Source organism: Paenibacillus sp. FSL H8-0457, from assembly GCF_038051935.1.
Lineage (GTDB): Bacteria > Bacillota > Bacilli > Paenibacillales > Paenibacillaceae > Paenibacillus_AQ > Paenibacillus_AQ lautus_A.
The window spans coordinates 5920396-5935685 of sequence record NZ_CP150293.1 but is presented as its reverse complement, the minus strand read 5'-3'; the positions used below and the strand labels follow the sequence as shown (position 1 = coordinate 5935685).

Sequence of the window (15290 nt, the reverse complement as noted above, 5' to 3'; positions counted from 1 at the left end):
CAGTCTCGACCGAAGGGAGAGTATCCCTCTCTCTTTCGCTTTAGCATGACATCGAAGAAAGCTCCCATCACTAAGTGATCGGGAGCTTTTTTTGCATAGGGATGAGAACCCTGGATAGGGTTCGTCGGAGCATAATCAGCGTTAGGATACTTCGCAGTCTCGACCGAAGGGAGAGTATCCCTCTCTCTTTCGCTTTAGCATGAATGGGGGAATAGAGCTCAATGAAACAGATTATTGCAATGGGTGGCGGCGGCTTTTCGATGGAACCTGATAATTTGCTGCTGGATCGCTATGTTTTGGCACAAGTATCGAAAGAAATGCCTGAAGTGTGTTTTGTTCCGACGGCAAGCGGGGATGCGGATGGGTATGTTGAACGTTTCTATCATGCTTTCCGGACACTGCCGTGTATTCCCAGTCATCTGTCGCTGTTCCAGCCGAACTTTGCTGATCTTCGGTCTTTTGTACTCGAGAAGGATATCATTTATGTTGGCGGGGGCAATACCCGGAATATGCTGGTCTTGTGGAAGGAATGGGGCCTGGATCAGATACTCAAAGAGGCGTATGAACAGGGTGTCATTTTAACCGGGTTAAGCGCTGGCTCCATTTGCTGGTTTGAGCAAGGGGTGACGGACCCGTTGAACGGGCCTTTATACAAGCTTGAGGGTTTGGGTATATTACAAGGCAGTCATTGTCCGCATTATGATGGAGAGAGCAAAAGAAGACCCGCCTATCACAAACTCGTGCTTCAAGGTGAAGCAAAAGCAGGATATGCTGCTGATGACGGGGTTGCATTGCATTTTATGGATGGACGGTTGCATCGAATCGTAAGCTCAAGGGAAAACGCACATGCATACCATGTGAAGCGTAAAGGAAATAGCGTTCAAGAAGGGAAGTTGACACCTGGTTTTTTAGGCTGATTTATGGGCCGAAAAAGCTAAATAAATAAATTTGAAAATTCGCGAAAAAAAAGCTTGCCAGCATTTTTAAATTTATGCTATACTCAATCTTGTCGTCACGGCGACGTGGTTAAAGTGGCCCGTTGGTCAAGGGGTTAAGACACCTCCCTTTCACGGAGGTAACAGGGGTTCGAATCCCCTACGGGTCACCACTTTCTATATAACCTCGGGATGAGAAACCCGAGTAACCACTTTCTATATGGCAGCCGCACGATTGTCATCGAGAGCCATTAGCTCAGTTGGTAGAGCACCTGACTTTTAATCAGGGTGTCGAAGGTTCGAGTCCTTCATGGCTCACCATTTTTACTAAGCACGAAGAGATGTATCCCTTATATTATGCGGTAGTGGTGGAATGGCAGACACGCTATCTTGAGGGGGTAGTGGGTGTATACCCGTGGAGGTTCGAGTCCTCTCTACCGCATACCATGTTGAAGAAGAAGCTTCACGCATAGCGTGGAGCTTTTTTATTTATATATCAGGATTTCCATAGAGATTATCCATATTTTAGATATTTTTCATTGCGCGTTTATGCAAAACCGGTGTTTCATCTCTGGTCAAGAGGTTAATATCATATCGTGGACGAGCAACAACTTCCAAAAACCTATAAGGAGTGATTCAGAATGGCTAATAACAATAATGGAAAGATGAGCCGTGAAGAAGCAGGACGTTTAGGTGGAGAAGCAACAGCGAACAACCATGATAAAGAGTTTTACCAAGAGATCGGACGGAAGGGCGGCGAAGCGACGTCCCGCTCCCATGACAAAGAATTTTATCAGGAAATCGGCAAAAAAGGCGGAGACTCCACGTCAAACTCCCATGATAAGGAGTTTTATCAAGAGATTGGCCAGAAGGGCGGCGAAGCGACTTCCGACTCCCATGGCAGGGAGTTCTATGAGGAAATCGGCCGCAAAGGCGGCGAGGCTACCTCGGATTCCCATGGTCGCGAGTTCTACCAAGAAATTGGACAGCAGGGCGGCGAAGCCAGAAACGGCAGCGGCAGCAACGGGGATGGCAAGATGAGCCGTGAAGAAGCGGGCCGCAAAGGCGGCGAGGCTAGAGCCCGGCAGCGCCAACGGGGAAATTAATGAAAATTCAGCGGATGTAAGAAGAGACTCCCCTTGGAGGGGGTTGAAACTCTCTCATTCAAAAGATCCGCCTTCAGACACACTTGTAAATAGCAGCAGCCATGACTCCTTTTAGGGAGACATGGCTGCTTTCTTTTTTAGCCTGACTATCATGGCGCATTATGGGAAAGACGAAGAACGTGCTGGACATTTGATACGGTGTATGATAATTATATGATAATGATAACCATTCTCATTTAAGGTTGGGGTCTGCAATGATGTTAAACCTATCGATGAATAGCAGCAAGGACGAGCTGCAAGAATACAGCGGGTTCATGGCCCGTTTATGGAATATGGATATTGTTCATGGGCAAGGGATGTCCTTGGAACAACAGTTGGCCGTGCAGCCGGCCTTGATCGTCCCGCTTAGTGGAGAGACCTGTTTGCAGCAGGCAGAGCATGTGACCCGCATGAATAAGGGGTGCGTTTATTTTTGCGCGGCTGGATCTACTTTCGGCATTACGAGCGGCGAGTACTGGAGTTCCGAGGAACAGGAACAGGCAGCGGTTGCGATCCTTCATTTTGGCTTCTATGAAGGGATGTCGGGCTGCGGTCGGCTGCATGAAGTGGACGGCTCCGCATTCATGCCCTATGATGGCATCTTTGTCATCAGTTCTCCGGACCGCTTGAATCTCGTCTGCCGGGCGATGTATAAGGATTTTCACAGCAAGGAGCCCATGAAGCAGTGGAGGGCTCAGCTGGATTTTCAAGAGCTGCTGTACACGATGATGGCCGAATGCAGTCCATATGCCAAGAATGATAAACGGCAAGCGCTGGAGCGGGTGAAGGAGTATATCGAGGAGCATTACGATGAAGATTTAACAATCGAGCAGCTGGCGAATCTCTCCGAGCTGAGCCCCAAGTATTTTGTAGAGGTATATAAGAAGACCTATGGGCACAGCGCTATGGATTATTTGGCGAGCGTCCGTTTGAACAAGGCAAAACAATTGATGCTGGGTTCGGATTCCTTGCTGCGTGAGGTTGCCCATATGGTGGGGTATAAGGATGAATTTTATTTCAGCCGCAAGTTTAAGAAAGCTTTTGGGATCTCGCCCTCCGCCTATATGAAGACAAGGAAAAATAAACTGGCGATGTACGGCTCAACGAGCCTTTTGGGTTACGCCATGCCGCTGGATTTCACGCCGTACGCGGCCCCGCTTCATCCAAAGTGGTCACAGCATTACTATAACCATCTCGGCCCGGATATTCCGGTCCATCTGGATGCATACCGCCAGAACCATAACAAATATGCGAATCTGGAGAAGCTGGCCACGGCACGTCCGGAGCTCATCGTGTGCGCGCAGGGGGTCGAGGAGTGGGAGAAGGAGCAGCTTCGGCAGATCGCCCCTCTCTATGAAATGCCGGGAGAGCAGGAAGGATGGCGGTTCAACTTGCTTAGTCTCGCCAAAATGCTGGACAAGCTGCCTGAAGCAGAGCAGTGGATTGAAGCGTTTCATCACAAGATATCGGCTTACCGGGAGAAGCTCCCCTCTAGCAATAGGGAAGCCCGTACGCTTTTGACCGCGCGCCTGCATCAGGATGAACTTCGGGCATACAGCCATCCGGGCATGAAGGAATTACTATTCGATGATTTCGGTTTTCAGCCGGCCCTGCCTATGGATCAGCAGAATGAGGGGTATTTAACGATGGAGCAGATCAGGGAGAGCCGTGCAAACCATCTGCTTCTTCTGATCCGTCAAGATTCCGAAACGCTTGCCTATTGGAGAAGACTGCAGGCGACGCCGGAGTGGATGACCATCTCCGCGGTGAGAGAGGGAACGTTCCATCAATTATCCTCTTATCCTTGGCGTGAGTATTCGCCCATTGCAATGGAGCAGATGGCGGAGGAGGCCTTCCGGTTATTTTCCGGAAAATGTCCATGAGGAATCCGGTTATTTGTCCATGGTGCATAGAGAGCAAATCCGATAGTATGATCAATAATGATAATCATTATCAATTATTGAATGATCATGGATCATGGAAGGGGTAACTGGAGAGAGATGAAACGGATGAAAATGGTCTTGGGGTTATTGCTGGTATTTGCTTTGGTACTATCTGCTTGTGGCGGAGGTAACGAGGCTAAAGATACAGACGGAGCAAGCACGAGTAATGCAGGAAGCACGAACACCGCTGAGGAGAATAAAGCTTCGAACGAAGAAACACCCGCTGCGGGCGAAGCCAAAGTTGTGAAATATCTTGATCAGGAATACACGCTTCCTGCCAAAACGGAGCGGATCGTTATCACGGGTGCCGTCGAAGCCATGGAGGACTCTATTGTACTGGAAGTGAATCCGGTCGGAGCGATCAGCTTCTCGGGCTCTTTCCCTCCATTGTTTGAGTCGATTACAAAGGATGCCCAGTCGGTAGGCGAGAAAACGGAGCCGAATTTCGAAACGATCCTCTCGCTGAAACCGGACGTGATTTTGGGATCTTCCAAGTTCAAGCCGGAGGTCGTGGAACAATTGAATAAAATTGCCCCGACGATACCTTATTCTCATGTATCCACCAACTGGGAGAGCAATTTGAGATTGCTGGGCGAGTTGAGCGGCAAGCAGGAACAGGCTGAGCAAGAGATCGCTAAATATAAAGAGGATCTGGAAGCCGCAAAGGCAACCATCGGAGACGGCCTGAAGGACAAGAAGGTTTTGGCGCTACGGGTTCGTGCGGGAGAGATGTACATTTACCCGGCTGGGGTATTCTTTAATCCGGTATTGTACGAGGATCTGGGAATCGCCGTACCGGCTGAGGTAGAAGCCGCGCAAGCGCAGGAGCTGGTCTCCAAAGAGAAAATGGCTGAGATGAATCCGGATTACGTGTTTGTCCAGTTCTCTCCGGACGAGAACAAGGATACGCCGAACGCACTGGAAGAGCTGCAGAATGATCCGATCATGAAAAACCTGAACGCGTTCAAGAACGGAACGGCTTTTGTCAACGTGGTTGACCCGCTTGCTCAAGGCGGTACCGCGTACAGTAAAATCGAGTTTCTGAAAGCTGCCGTCGAAAATCTTACGAAATAATATCAAACATTTCAGTATAAACGTATAAGGCGTGTTGTTCATGGGGTTCAAAAAATCGCTGCCGGCTGTCATCCTTGTGATGGCCCCGGCAGTCTGCTTATTGCTCATAGCGGCCTCCATCCTGTATGGAGCCAAGAATATTTCGATGGATACCGTCTGGGACTCCATCTTCGCTTTTGACCCGGAGAGCATCGACCATCAGATCATTATGAGCTCCCGGCTGCCCCGAGTCGTCGGGGCTATGTTGATCGGTGCTTTTCTGGCGGTTTCGGGCGCTCTTATGCAGGGGATGACAAGAAACTATCTAGCCTCCCCCTCCATTATGGGGGTATCGGACGGTTCGGTGTTCGCGGTGACCTTGTTCATGGTATTCATTCCGAATGCCAGCTCCAATATGTACATTGTCAGTTCATTGGTTGGTTCCGTGATCGGTGCAGCCGTCGTGTTCGGATTAGCATGGCTTATTCCAGGGGGGCTCAGTCCGGTTCGGCTGGCTATACTAGGAACCGTGATCGGGACGTTTCTTAGCGGAACGGCCGAAGCTTTGGCAGCTTATTTTCAAATCTCCCAAAGCATCAGTTTTTGGTACAATGCCCGGCTGCATGCCATGGATCCCGAGCTGATCAAGCTGAGCATTCCGTTTGCGATCGTCGGTTTGTGCCTCGCCGTGGTTTTGTCCAAATCGATCACGCTGCTCTCCCTCGGGGACGAGACGGCCAAGGGGCTTGGCGTCAAAACATGGCTGGTGAAAGGCCTTGCGATGCTGGCGGTCGTGATCTTGACGGGCGTATCGGTGGCGCTGGCAGGGAAGGTTGCCTTTGTAGGCTTGATTGTCCCTCATATTGCACGGTACTTATCGGGCTCCGATTACCGATGGATCGTACCGGTGTCGGGCGTGCTTGGCGGCATGTTCCTGGCGCTGTGCGACATACTCGCCCGGTTCGTGAACAGCCCTTTCGAGACGCCGGTCGGTGTCATCACTTCGCTGATCGGCGTGCCGTTCTTCCTCTATCTGATCAAGACGAGGGGAGGGGCTCAGCGTGCATAACACATCTTATCGGTTCCCGATGGTGCTGGCAGGCGGGATAGCGGTCGTATTGGCAGCCGTTTATTTCAGTCTGACCAACGGAACGTTTGACATGTCCATCAAGGAAGTATTCCAGACGCTCTTTCGGATGAAGCCCAATTCGGACTTTGATCTTGTCGTGTTTGAATTCAGGCTCCCCCGAATCGTGCTTGGCGCCCTTGTCGGTTTTGCGTTGGGGATGGCCGGTGCCGTCATCCAAGGGGTAACCCGCAACGGGCTTGCGGATCCGGGCATCCTCGGCATCAATGCAGGCGCCGGCATGGCGGTCGTATTGTTTATGTTCCTGCTGCAAGGGCAGATCACGATGACCGGCTGGCTCGGGGTGATGATGATGCCCATGTTCGGCATCGCGGGCGGTTTGGCAGCGACCACGGCCATATACATGTTTGCGAGAGAAAACGGAAAGCTGGATCCACAGCGGCTCATACTTGTGGGCATTGCGATCGCATCCGGCTTTGGAGCCGTTACCATGTATGTTTCGCTAAAAATGAACCCGAAAGATTATGAGATGGCGGTTGCCTGGCTCGCCGGCAGCCTTCATAGCGCCAACTGGAAGTTTGTGGTGACCATGCTGCCGTGGCTCGTTATTTTGCCGCCTGTCATCTGGCTTCGCTCTCAAGTGCTCGACTTGTTCCAGCTGAGCGAGGAAAGCGTGAAGAGCGTAGGGGTATCCGTCGAGCGCGAGAAAAATATATTGCTTCTGTGCAGCATCGGCCTGGTGAGCGCCAGCGTAGCCGTATCCGGCAGCATCGGGTTTGTCGGCCTGATTGCTCCGCATATGGCCAGGCAGCTTGTCGGACTGCGGCACAGGCATATCATCCCGATCAGCGGCATAGCGGGCATGGCGATTGTTGTCATAGGCGACTTTATCGGCAGAACGATATTCGCTCCGGCCGAGCTTGCTGCAGGCATTGTGGTATCCGTGATCGGGGTTCCGTATTTTATCTATTTATTAATTCGCATGAGAAAATAAAAGCAGCTTTCGGGAGGATCACATGAATCGTTACAAGCAGCTGGCAGTTGAGGGCAGAGAGCTTATACTGTATCTGCCTCCTTCCTATCTGGAGTCTGACCGTTCCTATCCTGTTGCCTATGTTCAAGATGAAGGAGATATGTTCACGGACTGCTTGAACTATTTGAATCATTTGTTTGCGGCAGGCCGGCTGGAAGAGGTCATCCTGGTCGGAATCTCGTCAACGAACCGGAATCGTGAGTATACGCCTTGGCCGGCTGAGCCTTTGCTGGAGAGCAACCCTCCTTTCGGCGGGGAGGGGAGAGCTTATGTCGATGAGGTAGCGGATGTCATCAAAGCATACATAGACCATCGGTACCGAACGCTTCCAGAGCCTGATCATACGGCCATCATCGGAGGTTCCTTTGGCGGTTTGATCTCGATGTTCGCGGGATATTGGCGTCCCGATACCTTCGGACGGATCGGCATGCTGTCGGCTTCGTTATGGTACGAGGGGGTGATGGACTACATCCGCCAGCAGGAAAAATGGCCGGCTGAGCAGCGGGTGTATATGTCCGTCGGGCAGCTTGAAGGGGCGTATAAACAAAATGCGCAGAAAAATATGTTTGTGAACAACGTGGAGGCCCATCGGTTCTGGCTTGAGCAAGGGGTGAGCCGTGAGAGGCTGCAGCTGGCGGTAGATCCTGACGGAACCCATGATCCTATCTTTATGTCCAGAAGATTTCCGGATGCGCTGCGGTGGCTGTTCGTCGGGGAAGCAGAGGAGCAAGCATCGGCGAAGGGGCGAGCTCAACATGAGGATCCGGATTATCAGGAAAAGCACGAATCGCATAATAACCAAGATAACCAAGTAAAGGCCCCTTTGTTTTCCGTACCGGGAACGCTGACCTGGTCCATGCAGTCCGACGAGACGGGCCGCGAATACCGCATTTTCATCGCCGAGCCGATGGGACCGCCTCCTGAGGGAGGTTATCCCGTGTTATATTCGCTGGATGCCAATGCCACCTTCGGCACGCTGGCCGAAGCCATCCGCCTGCAATCCCGTACGCCGCGGGGCATTCCCTCGGCGCTCATCGTCGGCATCGGCTTTGACAGCGACAACCCTATCGTGAGCAGCGAGCGCTTCTATAACTTTACGGAATATGCCGATCCCGCTGAACTGCCTGTCCGGCCAAACGGCATGGATTGGCCGGAGACGGGCGGCGTGGAGGCGTTCCTTACCTTCATCGAGCAGCAGCTGAAGCCGGCCGTGGAGCGGCGGTATGCAGTGAACCGATCGAAGCAGGCGCTGTTCGGACACTCGCTCGGTGGATTTTTCACCTTGTATACCTTATTCACCAGACCGGATGCCTTTTCGCGGTATATTGCGGCATGTCCCTCGGTGTGGTGGAAGAATTACGCGCTGTACCAGCGATGGGAAGAGGGAAAGAACCGCTTACGACAGAGCGGGGAGCGCAAGTCACTCCGCCTGTACGTGGGGGCCGAGGAGAAACCGTCCATGGTAAAGGACGCGAGGGAACTCTATGCCCTTCTCAGAGGGCATGAAGAGGTGCTGGAGACGACCTTCAACGAAATTGAGGGTGAGGGGCATGTTTCGGTATTGCCGACCCTTATAAGCCCCCTGCTTCGTTTTGTGAACGCGTAATCAACCAAAGAATGTCTCAAGTACAAATAAGCAGCTTCGAATCCATTGATCATCGGGATATCGAAGCTGCTTATTCTGTGTTGAATGCAGACGGGACGTTAATCGGGCAATTCCGGATCATCGAGAATGGAAGAATATTTCGGGTATAGTCTGCGAATGCAATCCGGACAAATATCATGGGTAAACTCAATGGGGAGGCGGCTCTCCAAATAGCTCTCCACAGGCTCCCATTCATCCGCTTGGCGAACATATTTGCATACGGCACAGATCGGGATATGTCCTGGAAGAGGGAAGCTGTGCGCCAGCGCTTGTTCCAGCAGCAGTTCCTTGTGCTTGAACTTCGTAATATCCGTGAACGATATCATGGCTCCGTGAACACGGCTGTCCTTGTTCATCATCAAGGGCAGCACCTCGCACAGAACCCAGTTCTGCCGGTCATTCCATTCCACGGCATATTCAAAAGAATAATCAGGCAGCTTGCCCAGTATCACTTCCTTTACGGATGGCAAATCCATCTCATGGGAAAATGGATCGAATACAGAACACAAGTGCCGGGAAGTCATATCGAAAAAAGATGCTCCATGCCACCTAAAGTCAGGCGGGACACCGTATTTTTCGGCCATGGCAATGAGCGGATCGTTGATTTTGTCTATGATGCCATCCGGGGTAATGACCATCAGCCCCTTATTCAAGGAGTGCACCGCATTATTCCAGGATGTGGTCATGGTATCGTAGGGCAATTTACTCGCTCCTCGTACGGAATAGACTCATGAGTAAAAGATACGACGATCCATGAGTACTATGGTATAATTTAGGCAATATATCTTGATTATACACGTAATTAAGTCATTATGCAAGACAAAAATACGTACATAAGATATTTTTCTTTTAAAGAGAAATAGGAAGGCGGTTGTTTGATGCAGTCTATTTACCAACGAATCGAACATCTCATAGAAAGCCGGGGTATGACCAAGAAGGCGTTTTGTGAAACCCTCGGGATCAGCACAGGAAATTTTGGTGACTGGAAGAGGGGAAAAACAACGCCGAGCACGAATAAATTGATTGAGATTGCAGCATTTTTTTCCGTCAGCCTGGATTGGCTGATTATAGGAAGAGGCAGTCCGACCAGCCGTGTCAAGGAAGCCCGCGGGGAATATGAAGTAGATCCGGAATCTTTGGATCCTGCCTTAATGTCCGGTCTGGCAGAGCATGAGAAGGAATTTATCCGCGAATACATCGAGTTTTCAGCCTATCGGAAGGACAAGCGCAGCGACAAGAGCTAGCTGATGCAAAAGCCCGACCTAAGGCCCAGATTTTGGCGCTTTACTTTTGAGCAAGGGGGCAGTATAATAGGGAATGTTCGCTGCAGAACATCCCTTATACATGCGGTAGTGGTGGAATGGCAGACACGCTATCTTGAGGGGGTAGTGGGTGTATACCCGTGGAGGTTCGAGTCCTCTCTACCGCATACTTCATAAAGAAGCTGTTTATCAAGTGGAATTCCCTTTGATAAGCGGCTTTTTTTGTTATGTTCTTTGCGTGCCGGGATAATGCTCAACTATGGTGAAATGCCTTATTTATCGTTTCAAATTGTCCTGAAAGTTTAAAGAGTACATGTAGAGACCATAATAGGGCATGAAGGAGATGAACGAGCATGAAACCATTATACACAGCAGATGTTAAAGTCGTCGGAGGGCGGGAAGGCTCCGTTGAATCTACCGATGGCGTTCTCAATCACAAATTAAGCATGCCGAAAGAGCTCGGAGGTCCGGGCGGAGCCGGAACCAATCCGGAGCAGCTGTTCGCGGCCGGTTATGGCGCCTGCTATGAAAGCGCCTTGGCCAACATCGCCCGCAAGGAGGGCGTCGAGCTGAAAGATGTCGTGATCCATTCCCAGGTGTCGATCGGAAAAGACGAAGGCGCTGACGGCTTTAAGCTGGCAGTGAAGCTGAAGATCGAAATGCCGGGCATCGAACGAAGCCAGGCGGAGGATCTCGCGAAGAAAGCGCACGCGTTTTGCCCGTATTCCAAAGCAACCCGGGGCAACATTGACGTGGAGTTAAGCGTAAGCTGACGATAGAGGATTCGGATGGCTCTCTAAAATGGGGGTCATCCTTTTTTTGTCGGCTTAAGACGCTCAATATGAAACTTTTTACATGATACACCGTACTTCAGTTAAAGCTATGCATTGAAAGGGGCGCTTGGAATGCGAATAGAACAAATGATCGAAGAACGGTTTGTATGCAGCAAATGCGGAGGGAACCACTGCCAGACGAAAGAGGTCTCGATGTCGGGGGCAGGCTTGAGCAAAATGTTTGATATTCAGCACAATCATTTCCTATTTGTTTCCTGCACGAACTGCGGATATGTGGAAGTCTTCAACCCGGATATATTGGAAGGTAAAAAGAGGGGGCAGCTGGGCTCGATCCTGGATGTGTTCTTCGGTTGACATCACCCCTAAAATTCTTTAATATGACTAAGTACCAGAAAGTACAAACCAGTCATAAGGAATTTAAATAAAATAAACGGGTGATGAACATGCCATACAGACCGCAGATTGCAAATGTGACCACAGCTGGAAGCAATGAAAAGGAAGGGCTTTACGAATTCATTATCCACACGGCTGACGGAACGGATATTCGCGTATTCTATAACCGCTTCCCGGAATGGAAACTGACTGCGCTTAGCCGACTTGGGAAAGTACCTTGCCCGGTTTGTCGTAAGGATTTCATATGCAAATGCATGGAGAAATTTTCGAACGAATTCGACCAGCAGATGAGAGACGGCGAGTGGCTGAACAAAGCTGCTGAGTAATAAACCAATAAGCGTACTTGATCAAGCGTAGGAGAGGGCTCCTGCGTTTTTTCTTTTTTTATGGCGTGAAGGGAGCGAAGAAAATATGAAGGATCGTGCAACCGAAAATCATGAGGAATATGCAATTGTGCTGATTGATGGCGTGTGCCATTTGTGCCAGGGGCTGACCCAATTCATTATCAAGCGAGATCCCGCGGGTGCTTTCCGGTTCGCTTCGCTGCAATCCGAGATCGGTCAGGAGCTGTTGAGGCAGGGAGGGCTCGATGGAGATTCGCCGGAGACGATGGTGCTGATTGAACAGGGGAGGTATTACACCAGATCGACGGGAGCTCTTCGGATTGCGCGGCGTCTTCGTTTTCCTTGGCCGCTGTCGTATGTCCTGATCCTGATTCCCCCTTTCTTACGGAACCTGGTGTACCGCTGGGTGGCGAAGAACCGTTACCGGTGGTTCGGGCAATCCAGTGAATGCATGGTGCCGACGCCGGACATTCGGCGCCGGTTTCTACCCTGATTCCGCTTGTTTTAATGATGATGCTCTGCCGTGCCTTCTTGGAATGTCGGAGTTCCCGCCTCCAGGTAGGCAAGCTCGGCCGCGGACAGTTTGCCGACGGCGAACGGTTTCTGGGGAATGATGATGGAGCCGTTGTTGCCGCTGTGCAGCTTGATGAAATACAGCCCCTCTTTTTCGAAGGTTTTGGTGACCGTATACACGCCATCGCCCACCTCGACCGCATCCGTCATGGGATCCCGCAGGGAACCGTCATGGCTCCACAGCTCGTAGTGGACAAAATCCGCACCGGGCACTCTTTTGCCGTCTTGGGTAAGGATAATCTCGATGGTCTCCGGCTGTTGGACGGATAATACATCCGGGATGTTCACCTCGGCCATCAACGGGATTTCTTTTTCATACCGGTCGGCTGCCTCGGGACTGGCCGAACAAGCGCTCAGCAGCAGAACCGATAGCAGTACGGTTATAATAATACGGCCTTTTACGATCATGAAACCGCCACCCCTTATTTTTGATTGAGTCCTAAGCGAATCAGGCGTTCAGGAAAGCCTTGATCGCCGGTATCTTTCGCACGATGACAGAATCGATGATCCACACGATGATGAGGGACAAGCCCACAAGCGGGAACAGAATCCCCAAAGCGATAAACAGCAGCAGGAACAGCCTCATGCTCTTGGCGCCTGCCTCGGGCGCTTTCGGAGCCCCCAGTCCGTGATCCGGTTTTCGTTTCCACCACAAGTACAAACCGCTTACCGCAATGAGAATGATGCCTAGGCATATCAGCAAACTGAAAATCTGGTTGACGATGCCGAATTGGGTTCCTTTGTGCAGCGTAATGCCCAGGGCAACGGCTTTGCCGACGAATCCGTAATGATCATAGCGATAATCCGCCAACACCGCGCCGCTGTACTGGTCGATATGCAGGGTGGCTTCGTCCTGCGCTTTCGGCGGATAGGCCGACAACGTATACACCCCGTCCGCTTGCTGCGGGATGCTGATGGTGTAACTCGGATGCATTCCCTCGCTTCGGGCTACGTACATGACGTCTTCAATCGGAAGCGGCATAAAGTCGGAGATGGTGGAGTTGGGAACCTCCAGATTTTCGGCCGCCCAAGGCACCTCTGCCACTTCCTTCGTCTGTACCACATGGGAGGACGGCGCACTGCCCGACCAGATGGAAGGAGGATAGCCGGCACCGGTATTGGTTGCCACGGTTTGGAAATTGCTGCCCCACAGGCCTGACCAGGGTAATCCGGTCATGACGAGAAACAGCATGCCTGCCGCGATCCAGAATGCGGGAACGGCATGCAGGTCCCGGCGAAGAATCTGCTTGCCCTTGCCGAGCCTCGGATACAGGATCCCTGCGAGGCTTCTTTTCTTTTTGCTTTTGTTTTTATTTTTCGGGAACCATAAAAACAAACCGGTGATGATGAGCACGATCGCCCAGCAGGCGGCAAGCTCCACGATCCGGTCCCCGATGGTCCCGACCATCAGCTCGCCGTGGAACTCCTCGATTTTGTCCATGACTCGGTATTTGTCTTTCAACTCGCCCATCTTTTCTCCCGTATAGGGGTCCATGAAGACGGTTATGGATTCGCTGCCCGAGGTCAGACTGATTTCCGTGGAGCGGGAATCCGACTCGCCGGGGCGGTATTTCGTGATGGTAGCGTCAGGGTAGAGCTCTTTCACTTGTCCGACCAGCTTGCTGGGCGTTACCCGTTCGGCTTGTGGGGTTACCGTGTAGTAGTCCCGATATAACGCTTGTTCAATCTGGGGCTTAAATAAGTAAACGGAGCCGGTTACAGCCAGGATGATCAGAAAAGGAGCGAAAATGATGCCGGCATAGAAATGCCATCTCCAGACGGTTTTGTACAGTGCGGCAGAACTTGGATTTGCTGATTGATTTTCATTGGGTTTGGCTGCCGGCGTTTTCTTTTTCCCCATGGCTCGTGGCTCCTTTTCAAATACGGCTAAAATTTATATATGATGAACATATGCGTTCATTTCATATGCAATCAGGTTCATAGCTACTTAAGCGGTGCCCGGAAACCGGCTTGCTCGGCTTCTTCCTCGCTGCAGAACCACTGCTCCTGCTTCGTGCGCTCATAGTACGGGGATTGGGGCGTATGATAGATTTTCTCGCCCTTGGAGTTGATGTTGCCTTTAATGTCGCAGGCTTGCTTGGACGGTTGGGATTTCTCGGTAGTCGCTTGGGTTGCTGTGGTGTCATGGTTGTTGTTCTTATTCGTATCGTCCTGTTCCTCGGGATGGAATCCGTCTTCCTGGGCGTAGTTCTCTACGCTCCATATGCCGAGCCCCTTGTCCCGGCTGATCCGCTGCAAATCATCGAATTTGTCCACATAGCGCGTGTTGGGCGGATAGATGTAGGCGACGCGGGCCAGTCCTTCTTCAAGCAGCGATTCCTGGACCATTTTCCCGTCGGCATACACGTAAGCGAGCAGCCTGGAGTATTTATCCCGGTTCGGACCGATATCGAACTCCAATTCAAGCCGATCGGCTTGCTCCACGAGCTCCTTCGTAAAAGCCTTGGCCTCGGGCCCGAACGGCTGGACGCCCAGTTTCGGATGGTTTGTCTCGGGCGTGTCGACCAGCAGCATGCGAACATTCTCTTTTTTGCCTTCGAACATGACGCTGATGGTGTCGCCGTCAACGGCTTTGACCAATTCCACGGCAACCCGCGGCAGGTTCAGATCATCGGTGGGATAAGTCGTCTGCTTGGCATTCGTTGTGCCGGCGTCTGTCTCGGCTTCGGATGTACGGGTCGCTGCGGTTTCTTCGTTCGATGTCGCCGGGGACATCAGAGGCTGGCTGCAGCCGGATAATAACAGCAGGGCGGTTAGAAACGCGGCTAGTAAACGTTTGTTCATGGATGTCACTCTCCAAGCTTGGAAGTATTAGTTTAGATGGTTTAGGAGTTTATATATGTTAATTCTATATAAGAAGCTACTATATAGAGAACATTCGTTCTAAGCCTATATAGTAGGACATTTATCCTTGTTTTGACAATAGTGATTAAGGGCTATCTGTATAAAAAATAAAATCTTGCCGTTCTTCTGCAACTGTGATATTCTATTCTCAAATTATAACAGACAACGGAAGCACCGTTCATTGTCCGCGATTTCGCGGCTTTGACGGTGCTTTTTTT

General features: G+C 51.2%; 16 protein-coding genes and 4 tRNA genes. 16 read left to right on the top strand and 4 right to left on the bottom strand.

Features of this window, described 5'->3' with window-relative positions:
- Positions 1–221 precede the first annotated feature (221 nt).
- The 10 genes from MHI43_RS26550 (at position 222) to MHI43_RS26505 (ending at position 8802) form a co-directional block, all read left to right on the top strand.
- On the top strand, positions 222–917 hold the full coding sequence (locus tag MHI43_RS26550; RefSeq protein ID WP_015737245.1) for a peptidase E: 696 nt from the start codon (positions 222–224) through the stop codon (positions 915–917).
- Between the two features lie 116 nt (positions 918–1033).
- Positions 1034–1108 (top strand) — tRNA-Glu (locus MHI43_RS26545).
- 72 nt (positions 1109–1180) lie between these two features.
- Positions 1181–1256, top strand: a tRNA-Lys gene (locus MHI43_RS26540).
- A gap of 38 nt (positions 1257–1294) precedes the next feature.
- Positions 1295–1377: transfer RNA gene (locus MHI43_RS26535), tRNA-Leu, on the top strand.
- Between the two features lie 199 nt (positions 1378–1576).
- On the top strand, positions 1577–2041 hold the full coding sequence (locus MHI43_RS26530) for a general stress protein (protein ID WP_015737244.1): 465 nt from the start codon (positions 1577–1579) through the stop codon (positions 2039–2041).
- A 272-nt stretch (positions 2042–2313) separates the two neighbouring features.
- Positions 2314–3963 (top strand): AraC family transcriptional regulator, encoded by a 1650-nt coding sequence (locus tag MHI43_RS26525; RefSeq protein ID WP_341283180.1) that lies wholly within the window; start codon positions 2314–2316, stop codon positions 3961–3963.
- Between the two features lie 117 nt (positions 3964–4080).
- Positions 4081–5097: an ABC transporter substrate-binding protein gene (locus tag MHI43_RS26520; RefSeq protein WP_015737242.1), complete on the top strand. Its 1017-nt coding sequence runs from the start codon at positions 4081–4083 to the stop codon at positions 5095–5097.
- Between the two features lie 40 nt (positions 5098–5137).
- The gene (locus MHI43_RS26515; protein WP_015737241.1) at positions 5138–6145 is read left to right on the top strand and encodes an iron ABC transporter permease; all 1008 of its coding nucleotides are present in this window, start codon (positions 5138–5140) and stop codon (positions 6143–6145) included.
- A gap of 19 nt (positions 6146–6164) precedes the next feature.
- Positions 6165–7157 carry an iron ABC transporter permease gene (locus tag MHI43_RS26510; RefSeq protein WP_036666329.1) on the top strand — a complete coding sequence of 331 codons (993 nt, stop codon included), beginning with the start codon at positions 6165–6167 and terminating at the stop codon, positions 7155–7157.
- 22 nt (positions 7158–7179) lie between these two features.
- Positions 7180–8802, top strand: coding sequence for an alpha/beta hydrolase-fold protein (locus tag MHI43_RS26505; RefSeq protein ID WP_015737239.1), 1623 nt, complete (start codon positions 7180–7182; stop codon positions 8800–8802).
- Positions 8803–8900: 98 nt separating this feature from the next.
- Here MHI43_RS26505 and MHI43_RS26500 read toward each other — a convergent pair whose 3' ends face one another.
- On the bottom strand, positions 8901–9527 hold the full coding sequence (locus tag MHI43_RS26500) for a hypothetical protein (protein WP_341283179.1): 627 nt from the start codon (positions 9525–9527) through the stop codon (positions 8901–8903).
- Positions 9528–9719: 192 nt separating this feature from the next.
- Here MHI43_RS26500 and MHI43_RS26495 point away from each other — a divergent pair, with 192 nt between their 5' ends.
- The 6 genes from MHI43_RS26495 to MHI43_RS26470 all read left to right on the top strand — a co-directional run bounded on the left by MHI43_RS26495 (position 9720) and on the right by MHI43_RS26470 (position 12127).
- Positions 9720–10085, top strand: a complete 366-nt coding sequence (locus tag MHI43_RS26495; RefSeq protein WP_015737237.1) for a helix-turn-helix transcriptional regulator — start codon at positions 9720–9722, stop codon at positions 10083–10085.
- Positions 10086–10187: 102 nt separating this feature from the next.
- A tRNA-Leu gene (locus MHI43_RS26490) sits at positions 10188–10270 on the top strand.
- A 186-nt stretch (positions 10271–10456) separates the two neighbouring features.
- On the top strand, positions 10457–10876 hold the full coding sequence (locus tag MHI43_RS26485; protein WP_015737236.1) for an organic hydroperoxide resistance protein: 420 nt from the start codon (positions 10457–10459) through the stop codon (positions 10874–10876).
- A gap of 132 nt (positions 10877–11008) precedes the next feature.
- Positions 11009–11251, top strand: coding sequence for a zinc ribbon domain-containing protein (locus tag MHI43_RS26480; RefSeq protein ID WP_006212369.1), 243 nt, complete (start codon positions 11009–11011; stop codon positions 11249–11251).
- 89 nt (positions 11252–11340) lie between these two features.
- Positions 11341–11616: a hypothetical protein gene (locus tag MHI43_RS26475; protein ID WP_009594434.1), complete on the top strand. Its 276-nt coding sequence runs from the start codon at positions 11341–11343 to the stop codon at positions 11614–11616.
- A gap of 85 nt (positions 11617–11701) precedes the next feature.
- Positions 11702–12127: a thiol-disulfide oxidoreductase DCC family protein gene (locus tag MHI43_RS26470; RefSeq protein WP_015737235.1), complete on the top strand. Its 426-nt coding sequence runs from the start codon at positions 11702–11704 to the stop codon at positions 12125–12127.
- Positions 12128–12138: 11 nt separating this feature from the next.
- On the opposite strand, the gene MHI43_RS26465 is transcribed toward MHI43_RS26470, so the two are convergent.
- From MHI43_RS26465 to MHI43_RS26455, 3 genes are all read right to left on the bottom strand, one after another.
- Positions 12139–12615, bottom strand: coding sequence for a FixH family protein (locus tag MHI43_RS26465; RefSeq protein WP_015737234.1), 477 nt, complete (start codon positions 12613–12615; stop codon positions 12139–12141).
- A gap of 40 nt (positions 12616–12655) precedes the next feature.
- Positions 12656–14068 carry a PepSY domain-containing protein gene (locus MHI43_RS26460; protein WP_036666306.1) on the bottom strand — a complete coding sequence of 471 codons (1413 nt, stop codon included), beginning with the start codon at positions 14066–14068 and terminating at the stop codon, positions 12656–12658.
- Between the two features lie 83 nt (positions 14069–14151).
- Complete coding sequence (locus MHI43_RS26455) at positions 14152–15012, bottom strand: thermonuclease family protein (protein ID WP_036666307.1); 861 nt, start codon at positions 15010–15012, stop codon at positions 14152–14154.
- Between the last annotated feature and the right edge of the window lie 278 nt (positions 15013–15290).